Genomic DNA, 19,811 nt, shown 5'->3' with positions numbered 1-19,811 from the left:
GGAGTAGGTAATAAAAAAATATAAATACTATTGATTTATTTAAAAAGTGTGCTATAATAATTTTAGTAGTAGGTACTAAAAACAACTATAAATAGTTAGTGCTTAGACAGGAGAGTGTATATGGAGAACGTAAAGATAATAGGAACTGGTAGATCATTGCCAGAAAAAATAATGACTAATTTTGATTTAGAAAAAATAGTTGATACAAATGACGAGTGGATTAGAACTAGAACAGGAATTAGTGAAAGAAGAATTGCACTCGAAAGTGAAGCGACATCTGATTTTGCAACAAAAGCTGCTATTAAAGCGCTTGAAATGGCAAATATTAAAGCAGAAGATTTAGATTTAATTATTGTCGCAACTATAACACCTGATATGGGTTTTCCTGCAACAGCATGTATAGTTCAAGATAATATTGGAGCGCTTAATGCTGCCGCTTTTGATTTAGAAGCAGCGTGTTCAGGTTTTTTATATGGAGTGACAGTTGGAAAACAATTTATTAAAACGGGTGTTTATAAGTATGTATTAGTTATCGGCGCTGAAACGATGTCGAAAATTTTGGATTTTGAAGATAGAAATACTTGTGTTTTGTTCGGTGATGGAGCTGGAGCTGCAATACTTGGAGTTAGTGATGATGATAGTGGTATCAAATCATTTGAAATAGGAGCTGATGGTAGTGGTGGAAAGTATTTAGATTTACCTGCTGGCGGTTCAAGAAAACCAGCGAGTGTTGATACAGTTACCTCTAGAGAGCATTACGTGCGAATGGAAGGAAATGAAGTCTTTAAATTTGCTGTAAGAAAAATGGGATCAGCGTCTTTAAATGTTATAAAAAAAGCAGGTTTAGAAATTTCTGATATAGATTTCTTAGTGCCACATCAAGCAAATATTAGAATTATAAATTCAGCAGCTAAAAAATTAAAATTACCTTTAAATAAAGTTGAAATAAATTTAGATAAATATGGAAATACATCTGCGGCTTCAATTCCGATGGCGCTTGATCAAGCTGTTAGAGAAAATAAGATAAAAAAGGGTGACAATGTTGTTTTAGTAGGATTTGGTGGTGGATTAACTTGGGGAGCTTGCATGATTAAGTGGTAATATCCTTTTAACTCACAATCTTTGGAGGTAAATATGAAAAAAGTGGCTTTTGTTTTTCCAGGTCAAGGTGCACAATACGTTGGAATGGGTGAAGAATTAGTAGAGAAATATGAAATAGCGAGTAAAGTTTTTGATGAAGCATCAGATTCTATTGGTTATGATATGAAAAAATTATGTTTTTCTAGTACAGAAGATGAATTGAAAAAAACTGAAAATACTCAGCCTTCTATTTTAACTACTTCATTCGCAATATATAAAGTGCTTGAGGAAAAAGGTTTTAAACCTCATGCAGTGGCAGGGCTTAGTCTTGGAGAATATTCAGCTCTTGTAGCTTCTGGCGCAATTGATTTTAAAGAAAGTGTAAAAATAGTACAAAAACGAGGAAAATTTATGCAAGAAGAAGTACCTGAGGGTATTGGTGGTATGGCAGCAATTCTTGGACTTTCTAATGAAAAAGTAATTGAGGCATGTGATAATTCAAGAGAACATGGAGTAGTTGAACCAGCTAATTTTAATTGTCCAAAACAATTAGTTATTGCTGGAGAAATTGAAGCGGTGAAAAAAGCTGGAGAGCTTTGCAAAGAGTATGGTGCAAAAAAAGTCGTAATGTTACCAGTTTCAGCGCCTTTTCATACGTCATTATTAAAAGGTGCAGGAGAAAAATTAGCCAAAGAACTTGATGGAATTAATATTAATAAACTTTCTATTCCACTTGTTGCTAATTATGATGCTAAATTTTTAGAGTCACATAATGATATTAAAGAAAAACTTATTAAACAAGTAAGTAATCCTGTTAAATGGGAAGAATCAATAAATAATATGATTAATAATGGAATTAATGTATTTGTTCAAGTAGGACCTGGTAATGCTCTTACGAAATTTATAAAAAAAGTTTCAAAAGAAGTGTCTGTACTTAACGTAGAAAATATAAGTTCACTTGAAAAAACAATTAGTATTTTAGAAAATATAAATTCTTTTGAAAAAACAATTAATATTTCAGAAGAAATTGCATAGTAAAATTTGAAGTGAGGTGTAGTATGAATTTTAGCGGTAAAAATGTTGTAATTACAGGTGGATCAAGGGGTATTGGAAAGGCGATTGCTTTAGAATTTGCTAAAAAGGGTGCTAATGTAATAATCAATTATAATTCTAGCGCAGAATTGGCATTAAAAGTTGTAGAAGAAGTTAAGTCTTATAATGTTAATGCAAAAGCTTATAAGTGTAATGTTGCGTCTTCAGATGATGTAAAAACATTTACAAAAGATATCTATAAAGATTTTGATAAGATAGATATTTTAGTGAATAATGCTGGAATAACGAAAGACGGATTACTTATAAGGATGAAAGATGAAGATTGGGATAATGTGTTGAATGTTAATCTGAAGGGCTCATTTTTATGCACTAGAGAAATTGGTAAAAAAATGTTAAAACAAAAATCTGGAAGAATCATAAATATTTCTTCTGTTGTTGGTCTTATGGGTAATGCTGGTCAAGCAAATTACTCGGCATCAAAAGCGGGATTAATTGGATTAACAAAATCGAGTGCAAAGGAATTTTCCTCAAGGGGAATAAATGTAAATGCAGTTGCTCCTGGATTCATACAGTCAGATATGACTGCTAAATTAAGTGATGAAGTTATTGGAGAGTATAAGAAACATATACCTCTAGGAAATTTAGGAGTTGCAAAAGATGTAGCAAATGCAGTAATGTTTTTAAGTTCAGAATATAGTTCTTACATTACAGGTCAGGTTATTAATGTCGATGGTGGCATGTTAATATAATATTAAATTCGAAAGGAGAATAAAAAATGTTTAATAAAGTTAAGGAAATAATAATAGAGCAACTAGGTGTAGATGAGGGTGTTGAAATAATTGAAACTACATCACTTATGGGAGATTTAGAGGCTGATTCATTAGATGCTGTGGAAATAATAATGGCTCTTGAAGATGAATTTGATATAGAAATTCCTGATGAAGATGCTGAAAAATTCAAAAATATTGGTGATATTTCATCGTATGTTCAAGGTAGAGTAAAATAATTAACGTAAAAAAAGGCCTTTTGGTCTTAAACTTATTGTTAAATAAATAATAATATTTATCTTAAAGAGGACGAAAAGTTCTCTTTTTGAATATTTGGAGGTTCGATATGAAAAGAAGAGTTGTAGTTACTGGTATTGGAGCAATCACTCCAATCGGAACTGGAAAAGATGAATATTTTAAAGGATTGAGAGAAGGAAGAAACGGTATAAAGCTTATTGATACTTTTGATACAGAAAAGTTTACAGCTAAAATAGCTGGACTTGTTGATGATTTTGATCCAAATGAATATATTAATAAAAAAGAAGCGAAACGAATGGATCGTTTTACTCAGTTTGCCGTTGCTTGTTCAAAGCTTGCTTTAGAAGACTCAAAACTAGATATGGATAAAGTTGATAAAAATAGATTTGGTGTTGTTCTAGGTTCAGGAGTAGGTGGACTCGGAACTCTTGAAAAAGAACATGAAAAATTACTTAATAAAGGAGCTAATAGAGTTAGTCCATTTTTAATTCCAATGATGATTTCTAATATGGCATCTGGAAATGTATCAATGCAATTTGGATGTAAAGGTCCAAATACAACAGTAGTTACTGCATGTGCTTCTGGTACAAATGCTATTGGAGATGCTTTTAGATTAATTCAAAATGGATATGCTGATTTAATGTTAACAGGTGGTGCTGAAGCGTCAGTTACACCACTTGGCATGGCAGGATTTTGTACAATGAAAGCCTTAAGTACAAGAAATGATGATCCTTCTAGCGCTTCAAGACCATTTGATAAAGACAGAGATGGTTTCGTTATGGGTGAAGGTTCAGGAATAGTTGTTTTAGAAGAATACGAACATGCAATTAAAAGAGGTGCAACAATTTATGCTGAAGTAGCAGGATTTGGAATGAGTGCTGATGCTTATCATATAACTAGTCCATCACCAAACGGAGAAGGAGCTTCTAGATCTATGCAGTGTGCACTTGATGATGCCTCTATAAGTTATGATAAAGTTGACTACGTTAATGCACATGGAACATCAACACCTTTCAATGATAAATTTGAAACTATGGCAATAAAAACAACATTTAAAGACCATGCTTACGATTTATGTGTTTCTTCTACTAAATCAATGACAGGACATTTGCTTGGAGCTTCAGGAGCTATTGAATTTATTTCATGCATCTTAGCCGTAAATGAAGATTTTGTTCATGGAACTATGAACTATCATACACCGGATCCTGAATTAGATTTAAATTATTTACCTAATAAAGGTGAAAACAGAAAAGTTAATTATGCACTTTCAAATTCACTTGGATTTGGTGGACACAATGCATCTATTATAGTAAAAAAATTTAAAAAATAAGATTATTTTTTAAAGCAAGTAAATAAATTTAATCCTAAGCTCTTTAGAGTTTTTTAACTTTAACTTTAAAGTTAAAAAAAATTGTAGATTAAATCTAGTGGGTTAGGGTAAAAAAAGTTCTTCAGCGCTAAATTGAAGAGCTTTTTTTTTATGAATTAAACATTTGTATTTTTATCTTAAAAAGTATAAAATGTTATAGGTGGAAAGGTTTCTTAAATATATGAGGTAAAATTGTGTGTTTAAAAAACTTTTCTCTTAATAAATGAATTTCTAAGATTCAGAGGGAGTTTTTACTCCCACTGAATCTTAGAAAACATAATCTAGGGTCTTTTTAGAGTTCTTTATACCCCACTTTTTTAAGTAGTGGGGGTATTAGAACTCTAAGGCATCGGATAAATAAAATTAAATTCTAAAGTAGTACAAAAGATTTATAAGGAGGAAAAGTTTTGAGGTATAAAAAGGAAAAATTACAAAAAAATATTGGTTATGTATTTACCAATATTTCGTTTCTAGACGAAGCGTTAACGCATAGTTCTTATTCTAATGAAAGAAGAAATAATCTTACACATAATAATGAAAGGTTAGAATTTTTAGGAGATTCAGTCCTCAGTATTGTTATTAGCGATTATTTGTTTAATAATTATAAAGACCTTCCTGAAGGCGAGTTAACTAAAATAAGATCTAAAATAGTATGCGAAAGTACACTTGGAGAATGCTCTAGAAAACTTGAACTAGGCAAATTTATGTTTTTTGGAAAAGGTGAAGAGATGACTGGTGGTAGAGAAAGAACATCCATACTTGCAGATGCATTTGAAGCGCTAATAGCTTCAATATATCTTGATGGTGGAATTGAAGAGAGTCGAAAGTTTATTTTATATCAAATGCGTAGCAAAATAAATGATTCTGTTGAAGGAAAAGTTTTCCTTGATTATAAAACACATCTACAAGAAGTAATTCAAGTTAATTCTGCAAATCATATTTCTTATGAAATATTTAAAGAAGAAGGTCCGGATCATTGTAAAATTTTTCATACTCATGTTAAATTGAATGAAAATGTAGTTGGAATAGGAAAAGGACGAAGCAAAAAGGAATCAGAGCAAGAAGCTGCAAAGATGGCGCTTGAGAAAGTGAGTATTGATGAAATCAACTAAGAAAAAAAATGTTATAGTTCCAATTTTCGTTTCTCATATGGGTTGCCCTAATGATTGTGTATTTTGTAATCAACGGAAAATCGCAAAAGAATGGGAACCATTTGATGAAGTAAAGTTGAGATTATATATTGAAACTTATATAAATAGTGTAAAAGATAAAATGAATACTAATATTGATATTGCATTTTATGGTGGTAGTTTTACAGGTATAGAAAAAGAAATTCAAAATAAATACTTGTGCCTTGCACAGGAATATGTTGATAGAGGGCTTTTAAGAGGCATAAGAATGTCAACTAGGCCAGATTATATAAATGAAAGTATTTTAAATAATTTAAAAAAATATACTATAAATTTAATTGAATTTGGTGTTCAATCATTTGATAATGAAGTATTAATGATTTCAGAAAGAGGTCATACGGCTAATGATGTATATGTTGCTGTAAAATTAATAAAAGAATATAAATTAAATTTTGGAATACAACTTATGATTGGTTTACCAACAGATACTTTGTTTAAATCTGTTGAAAGTGCAAAAAAAGCGGCTGCTTTAAAACCGAGTACAATAAGGATTTACCCTACTTTAGTTATTAAAGATACAAAACTCGAAGAAATGTTTAATAAAGGTATTTATAAAGCTTTAAGCATTGAAAATGCAGTTAATATTGCCGCTGAGATGTATAAAATTTTTACTTCTAATAATATTAATGTTATTAGAATGGGTCTTCAACCTACAGATAATATTACAAGTGGTGGTGACGTTGTTTCTGGACCCTTCCATTCATCTTTTAGACACCTTGTTGAGTCTAAACTTATTTTAGAAAAAATTGTTATAGAATTAAAAGGATTAAATACTGAAAAAAAGACGTTAAAAATCAAAGCTTCAAATAAAAAAATTTCAGAAATAGTAGGTATAAAAAAGAGTAATATTAAATTTTTAAAAGAACACTATAATTTTGTTAAGATATTTTATGAAATAAATAATGATTTACAAGATAATTTTACAATTGAAATAATGGATGGCTGAGAAGCTATCCTTTTAATTTGACCATTGGAGAGAAAATATGTATTTAAAAAAACTTGAGATGAAAGGTTTTAAATCTTTCGCTGATAAAACTAATATAGATTTTAATTCAGGAATTTCGTGTGTTGTTGGACCAAATGGAAGTGGAAAAAGTAACATTACAGATGCAGTTAGGTGGGTACTGGGTGAACAAAAGGTAAAGTCTCTTCGCGGAAGTAAAATGGAAGATATTATTTTTAGTGGTACTAAGGATAGAAAAAAACTTGGCTTTGCAGAGGTTAGTTTGTTATTTGATAATTCAGAGAATTTTTTCGAAATAGATTTTAATGAAGTAAAAGTAACTAGAAGAGTATTTAGATCTGGAGATAGTGAATATTTAATAAATAACACTTTATGCAGGTTAAAAGATATAAAAGAAATATTTGTAGATACGGGTCTTGGAACTGATGGTTATTCTATTATTGGTCAAGGAAAAATTGATAGTATTCTAAGTACAAATAAGGACGAAAGAAGACAAATCTTTGAAGAAGCAGCTGGTATCGTCAAATATAAAAACAGAAAAAAAGAATCTGAACGAAAATTAGAAAATACAGATTTAAATTTACTTAGAGTTGATGATATTCTTAGTGAATTAAAAGAAAGACTTGATCCACTTAAGGAAGAAAGTGAAAAAGCAAAAGTATATTTAGAACTTTCAAAAGAATTAAAAGATGTAGAAGTTAATGTTTTTTTAAGTAATATTGATAAAATTAATGAAAAACTTAATAGCATTAAAAATGATGAAATAGATTATGGATATAAGACAGATGTTGATTCAAAACAATTATTAGAATTAAAAAAAATTGAAAGAACCTTGCTAAAAGAGATAGATGAATTAACTTTAGCCATTAGTGCATCTAAAGAAAACCATTTTGAAATATTAAACAATGTTAAGGAACTTGAAGGAGAAGAATCTTTATATAATGAAAAAATTTCTAATTTAAATAAGAATCTAACAAGAATAGAAAATGAAATTATTGTTTTGGAAAAAGAAAAAAATGAATTTAGCAATAATATTAAATCATTAAATTTAAATAAAGATAAAATTTCTTCAGAAAGTACTGAAATTGAAAACGATTTTAATGTTTTGAGTGAAAAATATGAAAAAAAGAATAATAAAATTAAAGAAATAGAAGTTGGAAATGAGAAAATTAAGACTTATGCTATTGATTTGTTAAATCAAATTGAAAGAAAAAAGAGTGAAACTATTTCAAATGAAAGAATTATAAGTACATTTATTGGAAGTGTTAATGATATAAAAGAAAAACTAAGTATAAAAATGAATCGATTAAGTCAAAACGAAGAAGAAATCATTTTGATCGAAAAAAATATTAATAATTTAAAGAAAAAATTCAATGATAATTCTTTTAGAAAAACAAATTTAGATAGTGAAAATAGAGCGTTAATAGCTCAAATTGGTGAAAAAGAGCTTGTATTAAATAATGCTCATAATAGAATAACTGAAATTACTACAGAAAAAAAAATTCTGGTTCAAATGGAAAAAGAACATGAAGGTTTTGATTATAGTGTAAAAACTGCTATGAAATTTATTGATAATAAAAAAGGATTTTATGGAGTAGTAGCTTCTCTTATTGAACTTCCAAAAAAATATGAAAAAGCAATAGAAATAACGCTTGGAAAATCTCTACAAAATATTGTGTGCGAGAGTGCGTCATCTGCGCATACTGTTATAGATTATTTAAAAAAGGAAAAAAAAGGTAGAGTGACCTTTTTACCAATTCAATCTATAAAAAAATATTCAAAACTCAGAATTGATAATAGTTTATTAAAGGTTGATGGTTACATAGGTGTTGCGTCGGAACTTGTAAATTATGATGAAAAATTTAATAGTGTCTTTTCATATTTACTTGGTAAAACAGTTATAGTAAGAGATTATAAAGTGGCAACGTTAATAAGTAAAAATTTTAATACGAATTTTAGAATTGTTACATTAGATGGCGAAATAATCAACCAATCTGGATCAATAACGGGTGGTTCGTATAAAACAAAAATTTCTAACATATTAAGCCGCAAAAGAAAAATTAAAGAATTGGAATTAGAATTAGATAGTATAGAAAAAATATTTTTGAAAAACAAAAGTGAAATTGAATTATTAAAGAAAAACAAATTTAAACTTGAAGAAAAAATAAAATTGATTTTTGAAGAATTAGAAGAGTTAAAAATTAATTCAATTAATAAAAATAACGAATTTGAAAATTTGAAAAAAGATATTTATGAAATGAAGAAACAAATAGAGAATAATAATAAAGAAATAATAAGTTTAAACAGAGAAATTGAATCAATATTGGATAAAAACGATAAACTAGATGAAGAAATGAACAATCTTGCTTTGGAAAAAAATCAATTGGATGCTAAGCTAAGCAGTTTTTTAAGTGATGGAAGTATAATTGTAAGTGAGTTAAATAAATTAGAAGAAGAAATAACTGAGAAGAAAATAGTAATTGCTACCTATAAAGAAAAAATTGATAATTTTATTTTGGAGATAGATAGAAATAAAAGTGAATATATAAAAACAGAGAATTTAGTGAAAATCAAATTTGAAGAAATTAATTTAGCAAAACTTGAAAAAAATGCTTCTTTAGCAAAACTTGATGAAATTATGATTAAACTTGCAAAATTATTTAAAGATAAAGTAAATGCATCAGAACTAGCAGAAATAAATAAAAATGAAGTTGCAACTTTAAAAGTCAAATATAGTGAAATACAAAATAAAATTTTGAAAATAAGTAATTCAATTGAGAATATCCAAAAAGAAATTCATCATTTGGAATTAATAAAAATTAAAAATGAAACAGAAAAAGAAAATATTACTGCTAACTTGTGGGAAAAGTATGAAATGAATATAGAAAGTGCTAATAAATTTAGAAGTAATTTAGAAATAAAATATCCTTTAAAAGTTATGAATAAATTAAGAAAAGATATAAAAAATATTGGAGAAGTTAATGTTAGCTCAATAGAAGAATATGATGATGTGTCAGAGAGATATAATTTTCTGTATGATCAGCATAAAGATTTAGTAACTGCTAGAAAATCTTTGATAGAAGTTATAGGTGGACTAGAAGCTAAAATGATAGAAAAATTTAAAGAAGCACTAGAACAAATAGATAGTCATTTTGATTCTATTTTTAAAGAGCTTTTTAATGGAGGTCATTCAAAGCTTATTATTGAAGATATGGATGATATTCTAAGTTCCAATATTGAAATTGTAGCTCAACCACCAGGAAAAAAACTTCAAAGCTTAAATCTATTGTCCGGTGGCGAAAAAGCGCTTACTGCTATTGCACTGCTTTTTTCAATACTAAAAATTAAGCCATCGCCTTTTTGTATATTAGATGAAATAGAAGCAGCACTAGATGATGTAAATGTATATAGATTTGCAAATTTTTTAAATCACTATACTGATAAATCTCAATTTATAGTTATTACACATAGAAAAGGAACTATGGAAGTTGCAGATTCATTATATGGTGTTACAATGGAAGAGTTTGGAGTTTCAAAAATTGTATCTGTTAAACTAAGTGATGTTGAAAAATAGAATTCAGGAGGGAAAATGTTTAAAAAATTATTTGGTAAAGGGAAAAAAGAAACTGTAGAAGTGGTAGAGGAAATAGCAAAAGAAGATATAGATACAAGCGATGCAAATGACGAAGATAATGATATAACTGATATAGAAAATAGCATAGAAGAAAAAAAATCTGAAGAAGACGAACTTATGATTGTCGATAATAAAAATCAAGAAAGTTATAATGATTTTGATACTACAAGTGATATTTCTATGGAAAGAGGAGACTTTGTAGAAGAATCTAGTAATGGTGATGATATTGAAAATTCAAAAAAAATAGGCTTTTTTGCTAGATTAAAGAATGGACTTGTAAAAACAAGTAAAGTTATTAATGATAGAATAGATGATCTTTTTAATAATTATGGAGAAATAGATGACGATTTATTTGAAGAATTAGAAGAAATACTTATTATGGCTGACATTGGTATGAGCACTACAATGGAAATAATAGAAGAACTACAAAATGAACTTAAAAAACAAAAAATTAAGGACTCTAGCAAAGTAAAAGATGTATTAAAAGAAGTATTAGTTAATATTCTATCTGAAAATAATAATAGAGAACTAATTTCGTCAGTACCAGCCATAATTTTAGTCATTGGTGTAAATGGGGCGGGTAAAACAACTACTATAGGTAAAATAGCTAATAAATTTAAAAGTGAGGGGAAATCTGTACTTTTAGCTGCTGGAGATACTTTTAGAGCGGCTGCTATTGATCAACTCGAAGTTTGGGGTAAAAGGGCAAATGTCAACGTTATTGCACATCAAGAAGGATCAGACCCCGCTGCAGTAATTTATGATGCAATTCAGTCTGCTAGAGCAAAAAATATAGATGTCTTAATTTGTGATACGGCTGGTAGACTCCACAATAAGAAAAATTTGATGAACGAGTTAACTAAAGTTTTTAAAATAGTAGATAGAGAATATCCACAGGCTGATAAAGAAGTTTTATTGGTACTTGATGCTACTACTGGACAAAATGCAATTCAGCAGGCGAAATTATTTAAAGAAGCTGCGGCTATATCGGGTATAGTGTTAACAAAGCTTGATGGAACAGCAAAAGGTGGAGTTATTTTAGGTATTAATTCAGAACTCAATATACCAGTTAAATTAATAGGCGTAGGTGAAGGAGTAGACGATCTTCAAAAATTTAACGCTAAAACTTTTGTTGATGCATTATTTGGTTAGTATAGTGTTTTATTTAACGTAAGAAATATATCTTTGTCAATGAAAAAGCCTTGACATAGATATATTTATAGTATAAGATACATCTGTAAAGTAATTAACCTTTACAAAAGGCGATTGATAATATGATTGAAAAAAAATTAGAGCTAGGAAATTTATATGACTTTTATAGTGAACTATTAACTGAGAAACAAAAAGAAGTTTTAGAGCAGTATTTAGTTAATGATTTATCGCTTGCAGAAATATCTATTAACGCTAATGTAAGTAGACAAGCTGTTTATGATTCACTTAAGAGAAGTGCAAAGATACTTAATGACTATGAAGATAAACTTGGCTTATTAGAAAAATATTTAAAAACGTTAGAAGAAAAGACTACTATTTTGAATTTAGTTAATGAAATACAAAGTAGATTAGATAATGAATATATTAAAGAACAAATAGAAAAGATAAAATGTATTGTTGAAAGATAATACTAAGGAGGTTACACCTTGGCATTTGATGGATTGGCAGAAAAACTTCAAAATACTTTTAAAAATTTAAGAGGTAAAGGTAAATTAAACGAAAGTGATGTTAAATCAGCAATGCGTGAAGTAAAATTAGCTTTGCTTGAAGCGGATGTAAACTTTAAAATAGTAAAAGATTTTATAAAAAAAGTTAATGAAAGAGCAATTGGACAGGAAGTACTTAATAGCTTAACGCCAGGTCAACAGGTTATCAAAATAGTTAACGAAGAATTAACGGAACTGATGGGGCAAACTCAAAGTAAAATTGATTTTTCGGCTAATCCAACGATACTTATGATGGTTGGTCTTCAAGGTGCAGGTAAAACAACTACAAGTGGTAAACTTGGTAATATACTTAAGAAAAAAGGTAAGAATCCGCTTTTGGTAGCGTGTGATGTATATAGACCAGCAGCAATCAAACAATTAGAAGTTGTAGGTAAAAGCTTAGATATTCCAGTTTTTTCTATGGGAGATAAACTTAGCCCCGTTGACATTGCAAAAGCAGCGCTAAAACATGCAGTAAAAAATAATAATGACTTAATTATAATAGATACAGCAGGTAGACTTCATATTGATGATAATCTTATGGTAGAACTTGAAGATATTAAATCGAGTGTAAAACCATCTGAGATACTTTTAGTCGTTGACTCAATGACAGGTCAAGATGCAGTTAATGTCGCTGAAGTGTTTAATGAACGTCTTGGAATAGATGGATTAATCCTTACTAAATTAGATGGTGATACACGTGGTGGTGCTGCGCTCTCAGTTAGAGCGGTAACCGGAAAACCTATTAAATTTGCCTGTGTTGGTGAAAAACTGACTGATATAGAGGAATTTCACCCTGATAGAATGGCTTCAAGAATATTAGGGATGGGAGATGTTCTTACATTAATTGAAAAAGCTCAAGAGTCATTTGATGAAGATAAGGTAAAAAAATTAGAGAGAAAGATGAAAAGTAATGATTTTGATTTAGAAGATTTTCTAGATCAACTTCAACAAATGAAAAAAATGGGACCGCTTAGTGATATCCTTGGAATGCTTCCAGGTATGAATAATAAAGCTCTTAAAAATATTGAAGTTGATGATAAAGAATTTTTAAGACTTGAAGCGATTATACAGTCAATGACACCTAAAGAAAGAAAAAATACAAATGTTATAAATTCGAATAGAAAGAAAAGAATAGCAAGTGGTAGTGGTACAAAAGTTCAAGACGTAAATAAACTTCTAAAACAGTTTTCTCAAACAAAGAAAATGATGAAACAATTTACAGGTATGGAAAAGAAAATGAAAAAAGGTGGAAAACTTAAACTTCCATTTATGTAGTTAATTAACTTGTGTATAATAATATTTATATAAATATGTAATTTATGAGGAGGTGAAAAAATGGCTGTAAAAATTAGATTAAGAAGAATGGGTGCTAAGAAAAAACCTTTTTATAGAGTAGTAGTTGCTGATGCACGTTCTCCTAGAGATGGTAAGTTTATTGATCATATTGGTCATTATAACCCAATGACAGATCCTGCTGACGTTAAGATAGATGAAGAAAAAGCTATTAAATGGTTAAGTAATGGTGCACAACCAACTGATACTGTGAAAGATTTATTCAAAAAACATGGTATCTATGATAAAATGAGCAAATAATTGCTTGTTAAAAGCTTAGGTGGTGTTAAAATGGGCGAATTAGTAAAGTCAATTGCTAAAGCATTAGTTGATAATCCTGAGGCAGTTGAAGTAACTGAAAAAGAGGAATCTCAATCTGTTCTTGTACAGTTAAAAGTTCATGCAGATGATATGGGTAAGGTTATTGGAAAGCAAGGAAGAATTGCTAAAGCCTTACGTACAGTTGTAAAAGCGGCTGCTACTAAAGTAAATAAACATGTAGTTATTGAGATTGTTCAACAAAATTAACAATGTAATGAATAAAACAACAAAAAGAGGATTAAACCTCATTTTGTTGTTTTTAATTAATATGCATTAATAATTGTATTTTTAATATTAAAATATAATTTTAATTTAGTAAATATAGTTATTTATACTAGGTATATTTAGTGAATTAAAATGGAGGGAAATATGAGCGAAAAACTTAAAGTCGGAAAAATTGCAAATACACATGGTTTAAAAGGAGAAGTTAAAATATATCCTTATCTGAATGTTAAGGAAGATTATGAAACTTTTGGCAAATTAACTTTTGAAGGAGTTAGCGAAGAATTTGAAATTGAAAGAGTAAGATATTTTAAAAAAATGGTTATTGTTAAATTTAAAAATATTGATGATATTAATGATATTGAAAAATATAAAGGTAAACTTGTATATGTTGAAAAAGATGATTTAGATGAAAACAATATTTATATAGAAGATTTGATTGGTATGGATGTAGTAGATGTGAATTTAGGTAAAATTGGTGTATTAAAGAGTTTTATTTCGAAATCTGTACAAGATGTATTAGTGATTGAAAGTCTTACTAGTGATAAAGAAATATTAATTCCAGATGTAGATGAATTTGTTCTTGAAATAAATTCAGATGAAAAAGTAATAACTGTAAAAGTAATTGAAGGAATGATTTGATGAAATTTGATATTCTTACCCTGTTTCCTGAAATGTTTGAATCATTTAAAAATACAAGCATAATCGGAAGAGCGATAAAAAACAAAATAATTGATGTAAATACAATTAATTTTAGAGACTATTCAACTAATAAGCATAGAAAAGTTGATGATTATACTTATGGTGGTGGAGCCGGTATGTTACTTTCTCCTCAACCAATTATAGATTCACTTAGAGCTATTGATTATGAGAATACAAGGGTGATATATCTGTCGCCTAAAGGTAAAACTTTTAATCAAAATTATGCTAAAGAATTTTCTAAGCTTGATAGAATTATTCTTTTGTGTGGCCACTATGAAGGTGTTGATCAAAGGGTTATTGACAATTATGTTACTGATGAGATATCAATTGGAGATTTTGTTTTAACTGGTGGAGAAATTCCTGCAATGATGGTTGTTGACAGTATTTCAAGAATGATTGATGGAGTATTATCTTCAAATGTATCCTTTGAAGATGAGAGCTTTTATAGTGGAGTTCTTGAATACCCGCAGTACACTAGACCTTCAACATTTGAAGGTGTAAAAGTTCCTGATGTTCTTTTGTCGGGTAATCATGAAAAAATAAAAGAATGGCGACTTATTGAATCATTAAAAGTAACTAAGAAAAGAAGAAAAGATCTTTTCAATAAATTTGCTATAGATAATAAAAAAAATAAATATATTAAAAAAATATTAGATGATTTATAGATTTTTATTGTTTACTATAGATATTAGTGTTATAATGTATTTTGGAAACGGACGGTCCGCTGTTATGGTTCAAGAACGTCTACGAGTATAAAAAAGGAGACCATATTATTATGAATATGAACATGATTAAAGCTATTGAAGCTGAGCAAATGAAAGAAACAATTACACCTTTTAGAGTTGGTGATACTATTAAAGTTCACTTAAAAGTAAAAGAGGGTAAAAGAGAAAGAATTCAGATTTTTGAAGGCCTAGTAATGAAGAGACAAAACGGTGGACTTAATGAAACTGTTACTGTAAGAAAAATTTCTTACGGAGTAGGCGTTGAGAAAATACTTCCTATTCATTCACCTAAGATTGAAAAAATCGAAGTAACAAGAAAAGGTAAAGTAAGAAGAGCAAGACTTAACTACATTAGAGATAGAGTAGGTAAATCAGCTAAAGTTAAAGAAAGAAAATAAGTTTGAGAGGAGGCTGAATTTCAGCCTCTTTACTTATATTACGGATTAATTTATAATGAAAAAGAGCGTGTTAAATTGTTTACATATATGGTAAAGGAGAAAATGATGAATATTAACTGGTACCCTGGGCATATGAAAAAAACTAGAGAACTAATACAAGAAAATTTAAAAATGGTTGATATAGTAGTTGAGGTTTTAGATGCTAGGATTCCTGTTAGTAGTAAAAATCCAAGTATTGATGATTTACTTGAAAATAAACCTAAAATTGTTGCTTTAAATAAATTTGATCTTGCAAATGAAAAAACGCTCGAAGAATGGATTAGATATTATAAAAATTTAGGGATTTCTGCAATCCCAATAAATTCATTAACAGGTGTAGGTATAAATAGACTTGTACATGAAATAAGATTTGTAATGAGAGAAAAAATCGAAAAGTTTGAAAAACAAGGAAGAAAAGCAAGAGCTGTAAGAGCTATGATTATTGGCATTCCAAATGTAGGAAAGTCATCTCTTATTAATAAACTTGTTGGTAAAAAAAGTGCTAAAACTGGGAATAGACCAGGTGTAACACGTGGAAAACAGTGGATTAGAATTAGAAAAGATCTTGAACTATTTGATACTCCAGGTATATTATGGCCCAAAATTGAAAATAAAAAAGTGGGATTAAATTTAGCTTACACTGGAGCAATTAAAGATGAAATACTTCCACTTGAAGAAGTTGGCATGTACTTAATTGAAAAAATAATTACTATTAACCCAGAAATTATTACTTCTAGATATAATATTGAAATTGATGATAAAGATAGATTAGAAGTTATGGAAGCTATTGGTAGAAGACGTGGATGTCTTATGTCTAAAAATCAAATTGATTATACTAAAGTTGCAAAAATTGTACTTGATGAATTTAGAAAAGGAGTACTTGGAAAACTGAGTTTAGAAACTCCTGATGACATAAAAAAGGATGATTAATTCTTATGCAGATTGATAAACTAAGTGTTAAAGAAATAAAAAAATATATTGATAATAATGATAACTTTAATAATAATAAATTTATAGAAAGTTTATTAAAAGATACAAGGAAAGCTGTAAATAAACTTGGCGAAAAGATGCTTAGAGATAAAAATAAAATGAATTTATTAATTGAAAAAAGTGAATTTATGAAATCTTATGAGAGAAAATATTGGGATAATAATATTATTGTTGGTGGAATTGATGAAGTCGGAAGAGGACCTCTTTTTGGTCCTGTAGTTTCTGCTGTTGTAATTTTACCTCCGAATTATTCTCTACTAGGCGTTGATGATTCAAAGAAGCTTACTGAGAAAAAAAGAGAAGAACTTTATAATATAATTATAAAAGACGCGTTAGATTATAGTGTTGGAATAGTTGATAATAAAATAATTGACGAAATAAATATTCTAAATGCAACTAAACTATCAATGAAGAATGCAATATTAAAGTTAAAAACAAAACCTAAGCATCTATTAATAGATGCACTTAAATTAGATGACGTAAATATACCTCAAACTGCAATTATTAAGGGTGATGCTAAAAGTGTTTCAATTGCTGCAGCATCGATTGTAGCAAAAGTTACAAGAGATAGAATGATAGTGGAACTCTCTAAAGACTATAATAATTATGATTTTGAAAACAACAAAGGTTATGGTACTAAAAAACATTATGATGGTATAAAAAAACATGGCATAACACCTTATCATAGAAAAACTTTTTTGAAAAATATATTATAAAATAAAAAACTCAGAATATTTCTGAGTTTTTTATTTAATTATTTACTTAAATATTCGATAATTATGATATAGATTATAGTATACTTATTATAAACAAGAGGTAAATTATGAAAATTATTAATAATTTTAACAAAACTCTAGACAATTCTTCTAAAGATAAACAAATAACAGGCAAATTAATTGATTTGTCTAACAATAATGCGACTGTTCTTCTTTCAAATGGAGAAAAAGTTACACTTCGTTTTAATGTTGATCTTAGTAATTTTTTAGGGAAAAATATAACGTTTTCCTTAAATGAAAATAGTGAAAAGACTAGTTTGAGCATGGATATAAAAAGTAATAATCATGTAAATACAGTAAATACAGTAAATACAGTAAACACAGAGGTTGAGGCAAAGAAAAACACAAAAGATGAAATAACAAATAGTGTAAAAAAAGAAGAATGGAGTATAATAAATGATTTGAAAAAATATAATTTGCCTATCAATAAAAATACTGTAAATGAATTAAAAACATTTACTAAATTAGCAAAAAATTTTATTAGCATTATCAAAGACGCAGTCGCAGGAAATGAAAAAGAATATAGTGATGTATCTAAAATTTTAGAAGAAAGTAAAAATTCAGATATAAAAGATGTTGTAATAAAATTAATAGACTTGAAAAATAAGCCTGCTTCGCCTAATAAAACAGGAATTAGTGGTGATAAAATTAAAGAAATAGTAGTTCCGTTTACTAAAGATAGCAATTCAGAAATTGCAAAATTGAATATTAAAATTGATAATAAAACTAATGACAAATCTGATGCAAAAATAGAAGAATTTCTTTCAAAAATAAACAATAAATCAGAAGATTCTATTAGTGTTAAAAATTCAGTGAAAGGGAAAACTATTATTGATTTGGATAATATAAAAAAAAATGTTGATTTTCCATTAAAAAATAATGAAACGGGAGCTCATACAAGAAATGTAAAAAATGAAGACTTAAATCAACTTGCGAAAATAATTGATTCCAGCCTTAAAAAAAGTTTTCTTTTTAATAAAAAAATTAATATTGGAAATACAATAAAAAATTTATTTAATTATGATAATAATGTAAATCAAAATAATAGTTTAGTTAAGCAGTTTAATTCTTTATTTTCAAAATTTGATAAAACGCAAAATAAAACTATTAATAAGTTATTAGTTGAACTAAGTAGTACAAAAATTGATGAATATGATAAACAGTTAAAAATACTTGATGAAATTAAAGAACTTATTAAAAAAGATGCTAGCGATTCAAGTAAAACAAAAATAGATGAAATAGAAATATTAAAAGATTCTTTAAAATATAATAAAAATATAAACAACGAAGTGGTATATTATCAAATTCCACTAAAATTAAATAACGAAGAAAAGAGTATGGAATTTGCTTTTAGAAAAAAAAATAAAAAAGAGGGTGAATCTTTTAGTATATTTATTTCTCTTGAGACTAATAATATTGGATTAATTCAATCTTTAATTGATGTTAATGAAAATAAAATTGATATAAATTTCAATATTGCAAATGAGGAAATTGTAAATAACTTAAAAGATAAAAAAAACGTTTTACTTAACGCTATTAAAGAAATTGATGATAGACAAATAACTGTAGTTTTTAAAAATAAAAAAGATAAAATCACGTTAATAAATTTTATTGAAAATGATAATATTATACCTAGTAATATAGATTTGAAGATTTAGGATGTGAAAATATGAAAGAAAAAAACAAATTAGTTACAGCCTTAAAATATGATGCGCTTGAAAGTGCAGCTCCTATTGTAGTTGCAAAAGGTAGAGGCGTAATTGCTGAAAAAATATTAGAGGTTGCTAATGATAATGATATACCAAAGTATAAAGACGAAAAATTAGCAAATCAATTATATAATCTTTCTATTGGGGAAGAAATACCAGTAAATTTATATAATGTAGTTGCTGAAGTTTTATCTTTTATTGCTAAAATGGATAAAGAGTATGAATAAAATTGAACTTGGGAAATTGGGCGAGAATATAGCGGAGGAATATTTAAAAAGTGTAGGCCATTTTATTATAAATAGGAATTTTTTTAATAGGCTAGGAGAAATTGATATAATATCAAGAAGTGGAAATGAACTTTTTTTAGTTGAAGTTAAGACAAGAAGAAGCTTAGAGTATGGACATCCACTTGAGTTTATAAATAGAAAAAAGATAGACAGAATAATTAAATGTTATAATTATCATCAAATAAAAAAGAAAATAATTAATCCTTGTTATTTTGTGTCAGGTATTGGTATAATAGTTGATGTGAATGGTGAAATCAATATAGAATATATTGAAAAAATTATAGAGTGGGTGTAA

The 19,811-nt window shown here is 28.0% G+C and carries 21 protein-coding genes; all 21 read left to right on the top strand.

What is annotated here, in order from left to right:
* Positions 1-120: 120 nt before the first annotated feature.
* The 21 genes from AACH12_RS08805 to AACH12_RS08705 all read left to right on the top strand — a co-directional run bounded on the left by AACH12_RS08805 (position 121) and on the right by AACH12_RS08705 (position 19,811).
* A complete protein-coding gene (locus AACH12_RS08805; protein ID WP_338535047.1) occupies positions 121-1,101 on the top strand; it encodes a beta-ketoacyl-ACP synthase III in 981 nt (326 codons plus the stop codon).
* 33 nt (positions 1,102-1,134) lie between these two features.
* The gene (fabD, locus tag AACH12_RS08800; protein ID WP_338535046.1) at positions 1,135-2,115 is read left to right on the top strand and encodes an ACP S-malonyltransferase; all 981 of its coding nucleotides are present in this window, start codon (positions 1,135-1,137) and stop codon (positions 2,113-2,115) included.
* 23 nt (positions 2,116-2,138) lie between these two features.
* Positions 2,139-2,882, top strand: coding sequence for a 3-oxoacyl-[acyl-carrier-protein] reductase (gene fabG, locus AACH12_RS08795; protein WP_338535045.1), 744 nt, complete (start codon positions 2,139-2,141; stop codon positions 2,880-2,882).
* A 26-nt stretch (positions 2,883-2,908) separates the two neighbouring features.
* A complete protein-coding gene (gene acpP, locus AACH12_RS08790) occupies positions 2,909-3,139 on the top strand; it encodes an acyl carrier protein (protein WP_338535044.1) in 231 nt (76 codons plus the stop codon).
* A gap of 107 nt (positions 3,140-3,246) precedes the next feature.
* The gene (gene fabF / locus AACH12_RS08785) at positions 3,247-4,488 is read left to right on the top strand and encodes a beta-ketoacyl-ACP synthase II (protein ID WP_338535043.1); all 1,242 of its coding nucleotides are present in this window, start codon (positions 3,247-3,249) and stop codon (positions 4,486-4,488) included.
* Between the two features lie 446 nt (positions 4,489-4,934).
* A complete protein-coding gene (gene rnc, locus AACH12_RS08780; RefSeq protein WP_338535042.1) occupies positions 4,935-5,639 on the top strand; it encodes a ribonuclease III in 705 nt (234 codons plus the stop codon).
* Positions 5,626-6,663: an elongator complex protein 3 gene (locus AACH12_RS08775; protein ID WP_338535041.1), complete on the top strand. Its 1,038-nt coding sequence runs from the start codon at positions 5,626-5,628 to the stop codon at positions 6,661-6,663. The genes rnc and AACH12_RS08775 overlap by 14 nt, the downstream gene beginning before the upstream one ends.
* Positions 6,664-6,700: 37 nt before the next feature.
* Positions 6,701-10,255 carry a chromosome segregation protein SMC gene (smc, locus tag AACH12_RS08770; protein WP_338535040.1) on the top strand — a complete coding sequence of 1,185 codons (3,555 nt, stop codon included), beginning with the start codon at positions 6,701-6,703 and terminating at the stop codon, positions 10,253-10,255.
* A gap of 303 nt (positions 10,256-10,558) precedes the next feature.
* Positions 10,559-11,467, top strand: a complete 909-nt coding sequence (ftsY, locus tag AACH12_RS08765) for a signal recognition particle-docking protein FtsY (RefSeq protein ID WP_463671018.1) — start codon at positions 10,559-10,561, stop codon at positions 11,465-11,467.
* A 122-nt stretch (positions 11,468-11,589) separates the two neighbouring features.
* Positions 11,590-11,934 (top strand): YlxM family DNA-binding protein, encoded by a 345-nt coding sequence (gene ylxM, locus AACH12_RS08760; RefSeq protein ID WP_338535038.1) that lies wholly within the window; start codon positions 11,590-11,592, stop codon positions 11,932-11,934.
* Positions 11,935-11,952: 18 nt separating this feature from the next.
* Entirely contained in the window at positions 11,953-13,290 is a 1,338-nt protein-coding gene (ffh, locus tag AACH12_RS08755) for a signal recognition particle protein (RefSeq protein WP_338535037.1), read from the top strand.
* A gap of 60 nt (positions 13,291-13,350) precedes the next feature.
* Entirely contained in the window at positions 13,351-13,608 is a 258-nt protein-coding gene (gene rpsP, locus AACH12_RS08750) for a 30S ribosomal protein S16 (protein WP_338535036.1), read from the top strand.
* Positions 13,609-13,638: 30 nt separating this feature from the next.
* Positions 13,639-13,875: a KH domain-containing protein gene (locus tag AACH12_RS08745; RefSeq protein ID WP_338535035.1), complete on the top strand. Its 237-nt coding sequence runs from the start codon at positions 13,639-13,641 to the stop codon at positions 13,873-13,875.
* Positions 13,876-14,037: 162 nt separating this feature from the next.
* On the top strand, positions 14,038-14,532 hold the full coding sequence (rimM, locus tag AACH12_RS08740; protein ID WP_338535034.1) for a ribosome maturation factor RimM: 495 nt from the start codon (positions 14,038-14,040) through the stop codon (positions 14,530-14,532).
* Positions 14,532-15,257: a tRNA (guanosine(37)-N1)-methyltransferase TrmD gene (trmD, locus tag AACH12_RS08735; protein ID WP_338535033.1), complete on the top strand. Its 726-nt coding sequence runs from the start codon at positions 14,532-14,534 to the stop codon at positions 15,255-15,257. The genes rimM and trmD overlap by 1 nt, the downstream gene beginning before the upstream one ends.
* Positions 15,258-15,373: 116 nt before the next feature.
* Positions 15,374-15,715 (top strand): 50S ribosomal protein L19, encoded by a 342-nt coding sequence (rplS, locus tag AACH12_RS08730; RefSeq protein WP_338537365.1) that lies wholly within the window; start codon positions 15,374-15,376, stop codon positions 15,713-15,715.
* An 87-nt stretch (positions 15,716-15,802) separates the two neighbouring features.
* Entirely contained in the window at positions 15,803-16,684 is an 882-nt protein-coding gene (ylqF, locus tag AACH12_RS08725) for a ribosome biogenesis GTPase YlqF (RefSeq protein WP_463670982.1), read from the top strand.
* Between the two features lie 5 nt (positions 16,685-16,689).
* Positions 16,690-17,460, top strand: a complete 771-nt coding sequence (locus tag AACH12_RS08720) for a ribonuclease HII (protein ID WP_338535032.1) — start codon at positions 16,690-16,692, stop codon at positions 17,458-17,460.
* A 107-nt stretch (positions 17,461-17,567) separates the two neighbouring features.
* Complete coding sequence (locus AACH12_RS08715; RefSeq protein ID WP_338535031.1) at positions 17,568-19,178, top strand: hypothetical protein; 1,611 nt, start codon at positions 17,568-17,570, stop codon at positions 19,176-19,178.
* 11 nt (positions 19,179-19,189) lie between these two features.
* Entirely contained in the window at positions 19,190-19,456 is a 267-nt protein-coding gene (locus tag AACH12_RS08710; RefSeq protein ID WP_338535030.1) for an EscU/YscU/HrcU family type III secretion system export apparatus switch protein, read from the top strand.
* Complete coding sequence (locus AACH12_RS08705) at positions 19,449-19,811, top strand: YraN family protein (protein WP_338535029.1); 363 nt, start codon at positions 19,449-19,451, stop codon at positions 19,809-19,811. Before AACH12_RS08710 ends, AACH12_RS08705 begins: the two co-directional genes overlap by 8 nt.

Source organism: Helicovermis profundi (assembly GCF_033097505.1).
Classification (GTDB): Bacteria; Bacillota; Clostridia; order Peptostreptococcales; family Acidaminobacteraceae; genus Helicovermis; species Helicovermis profundi.
This window is presented reverse-complemented; position numbering and strand designations above follow the sequence as displayed.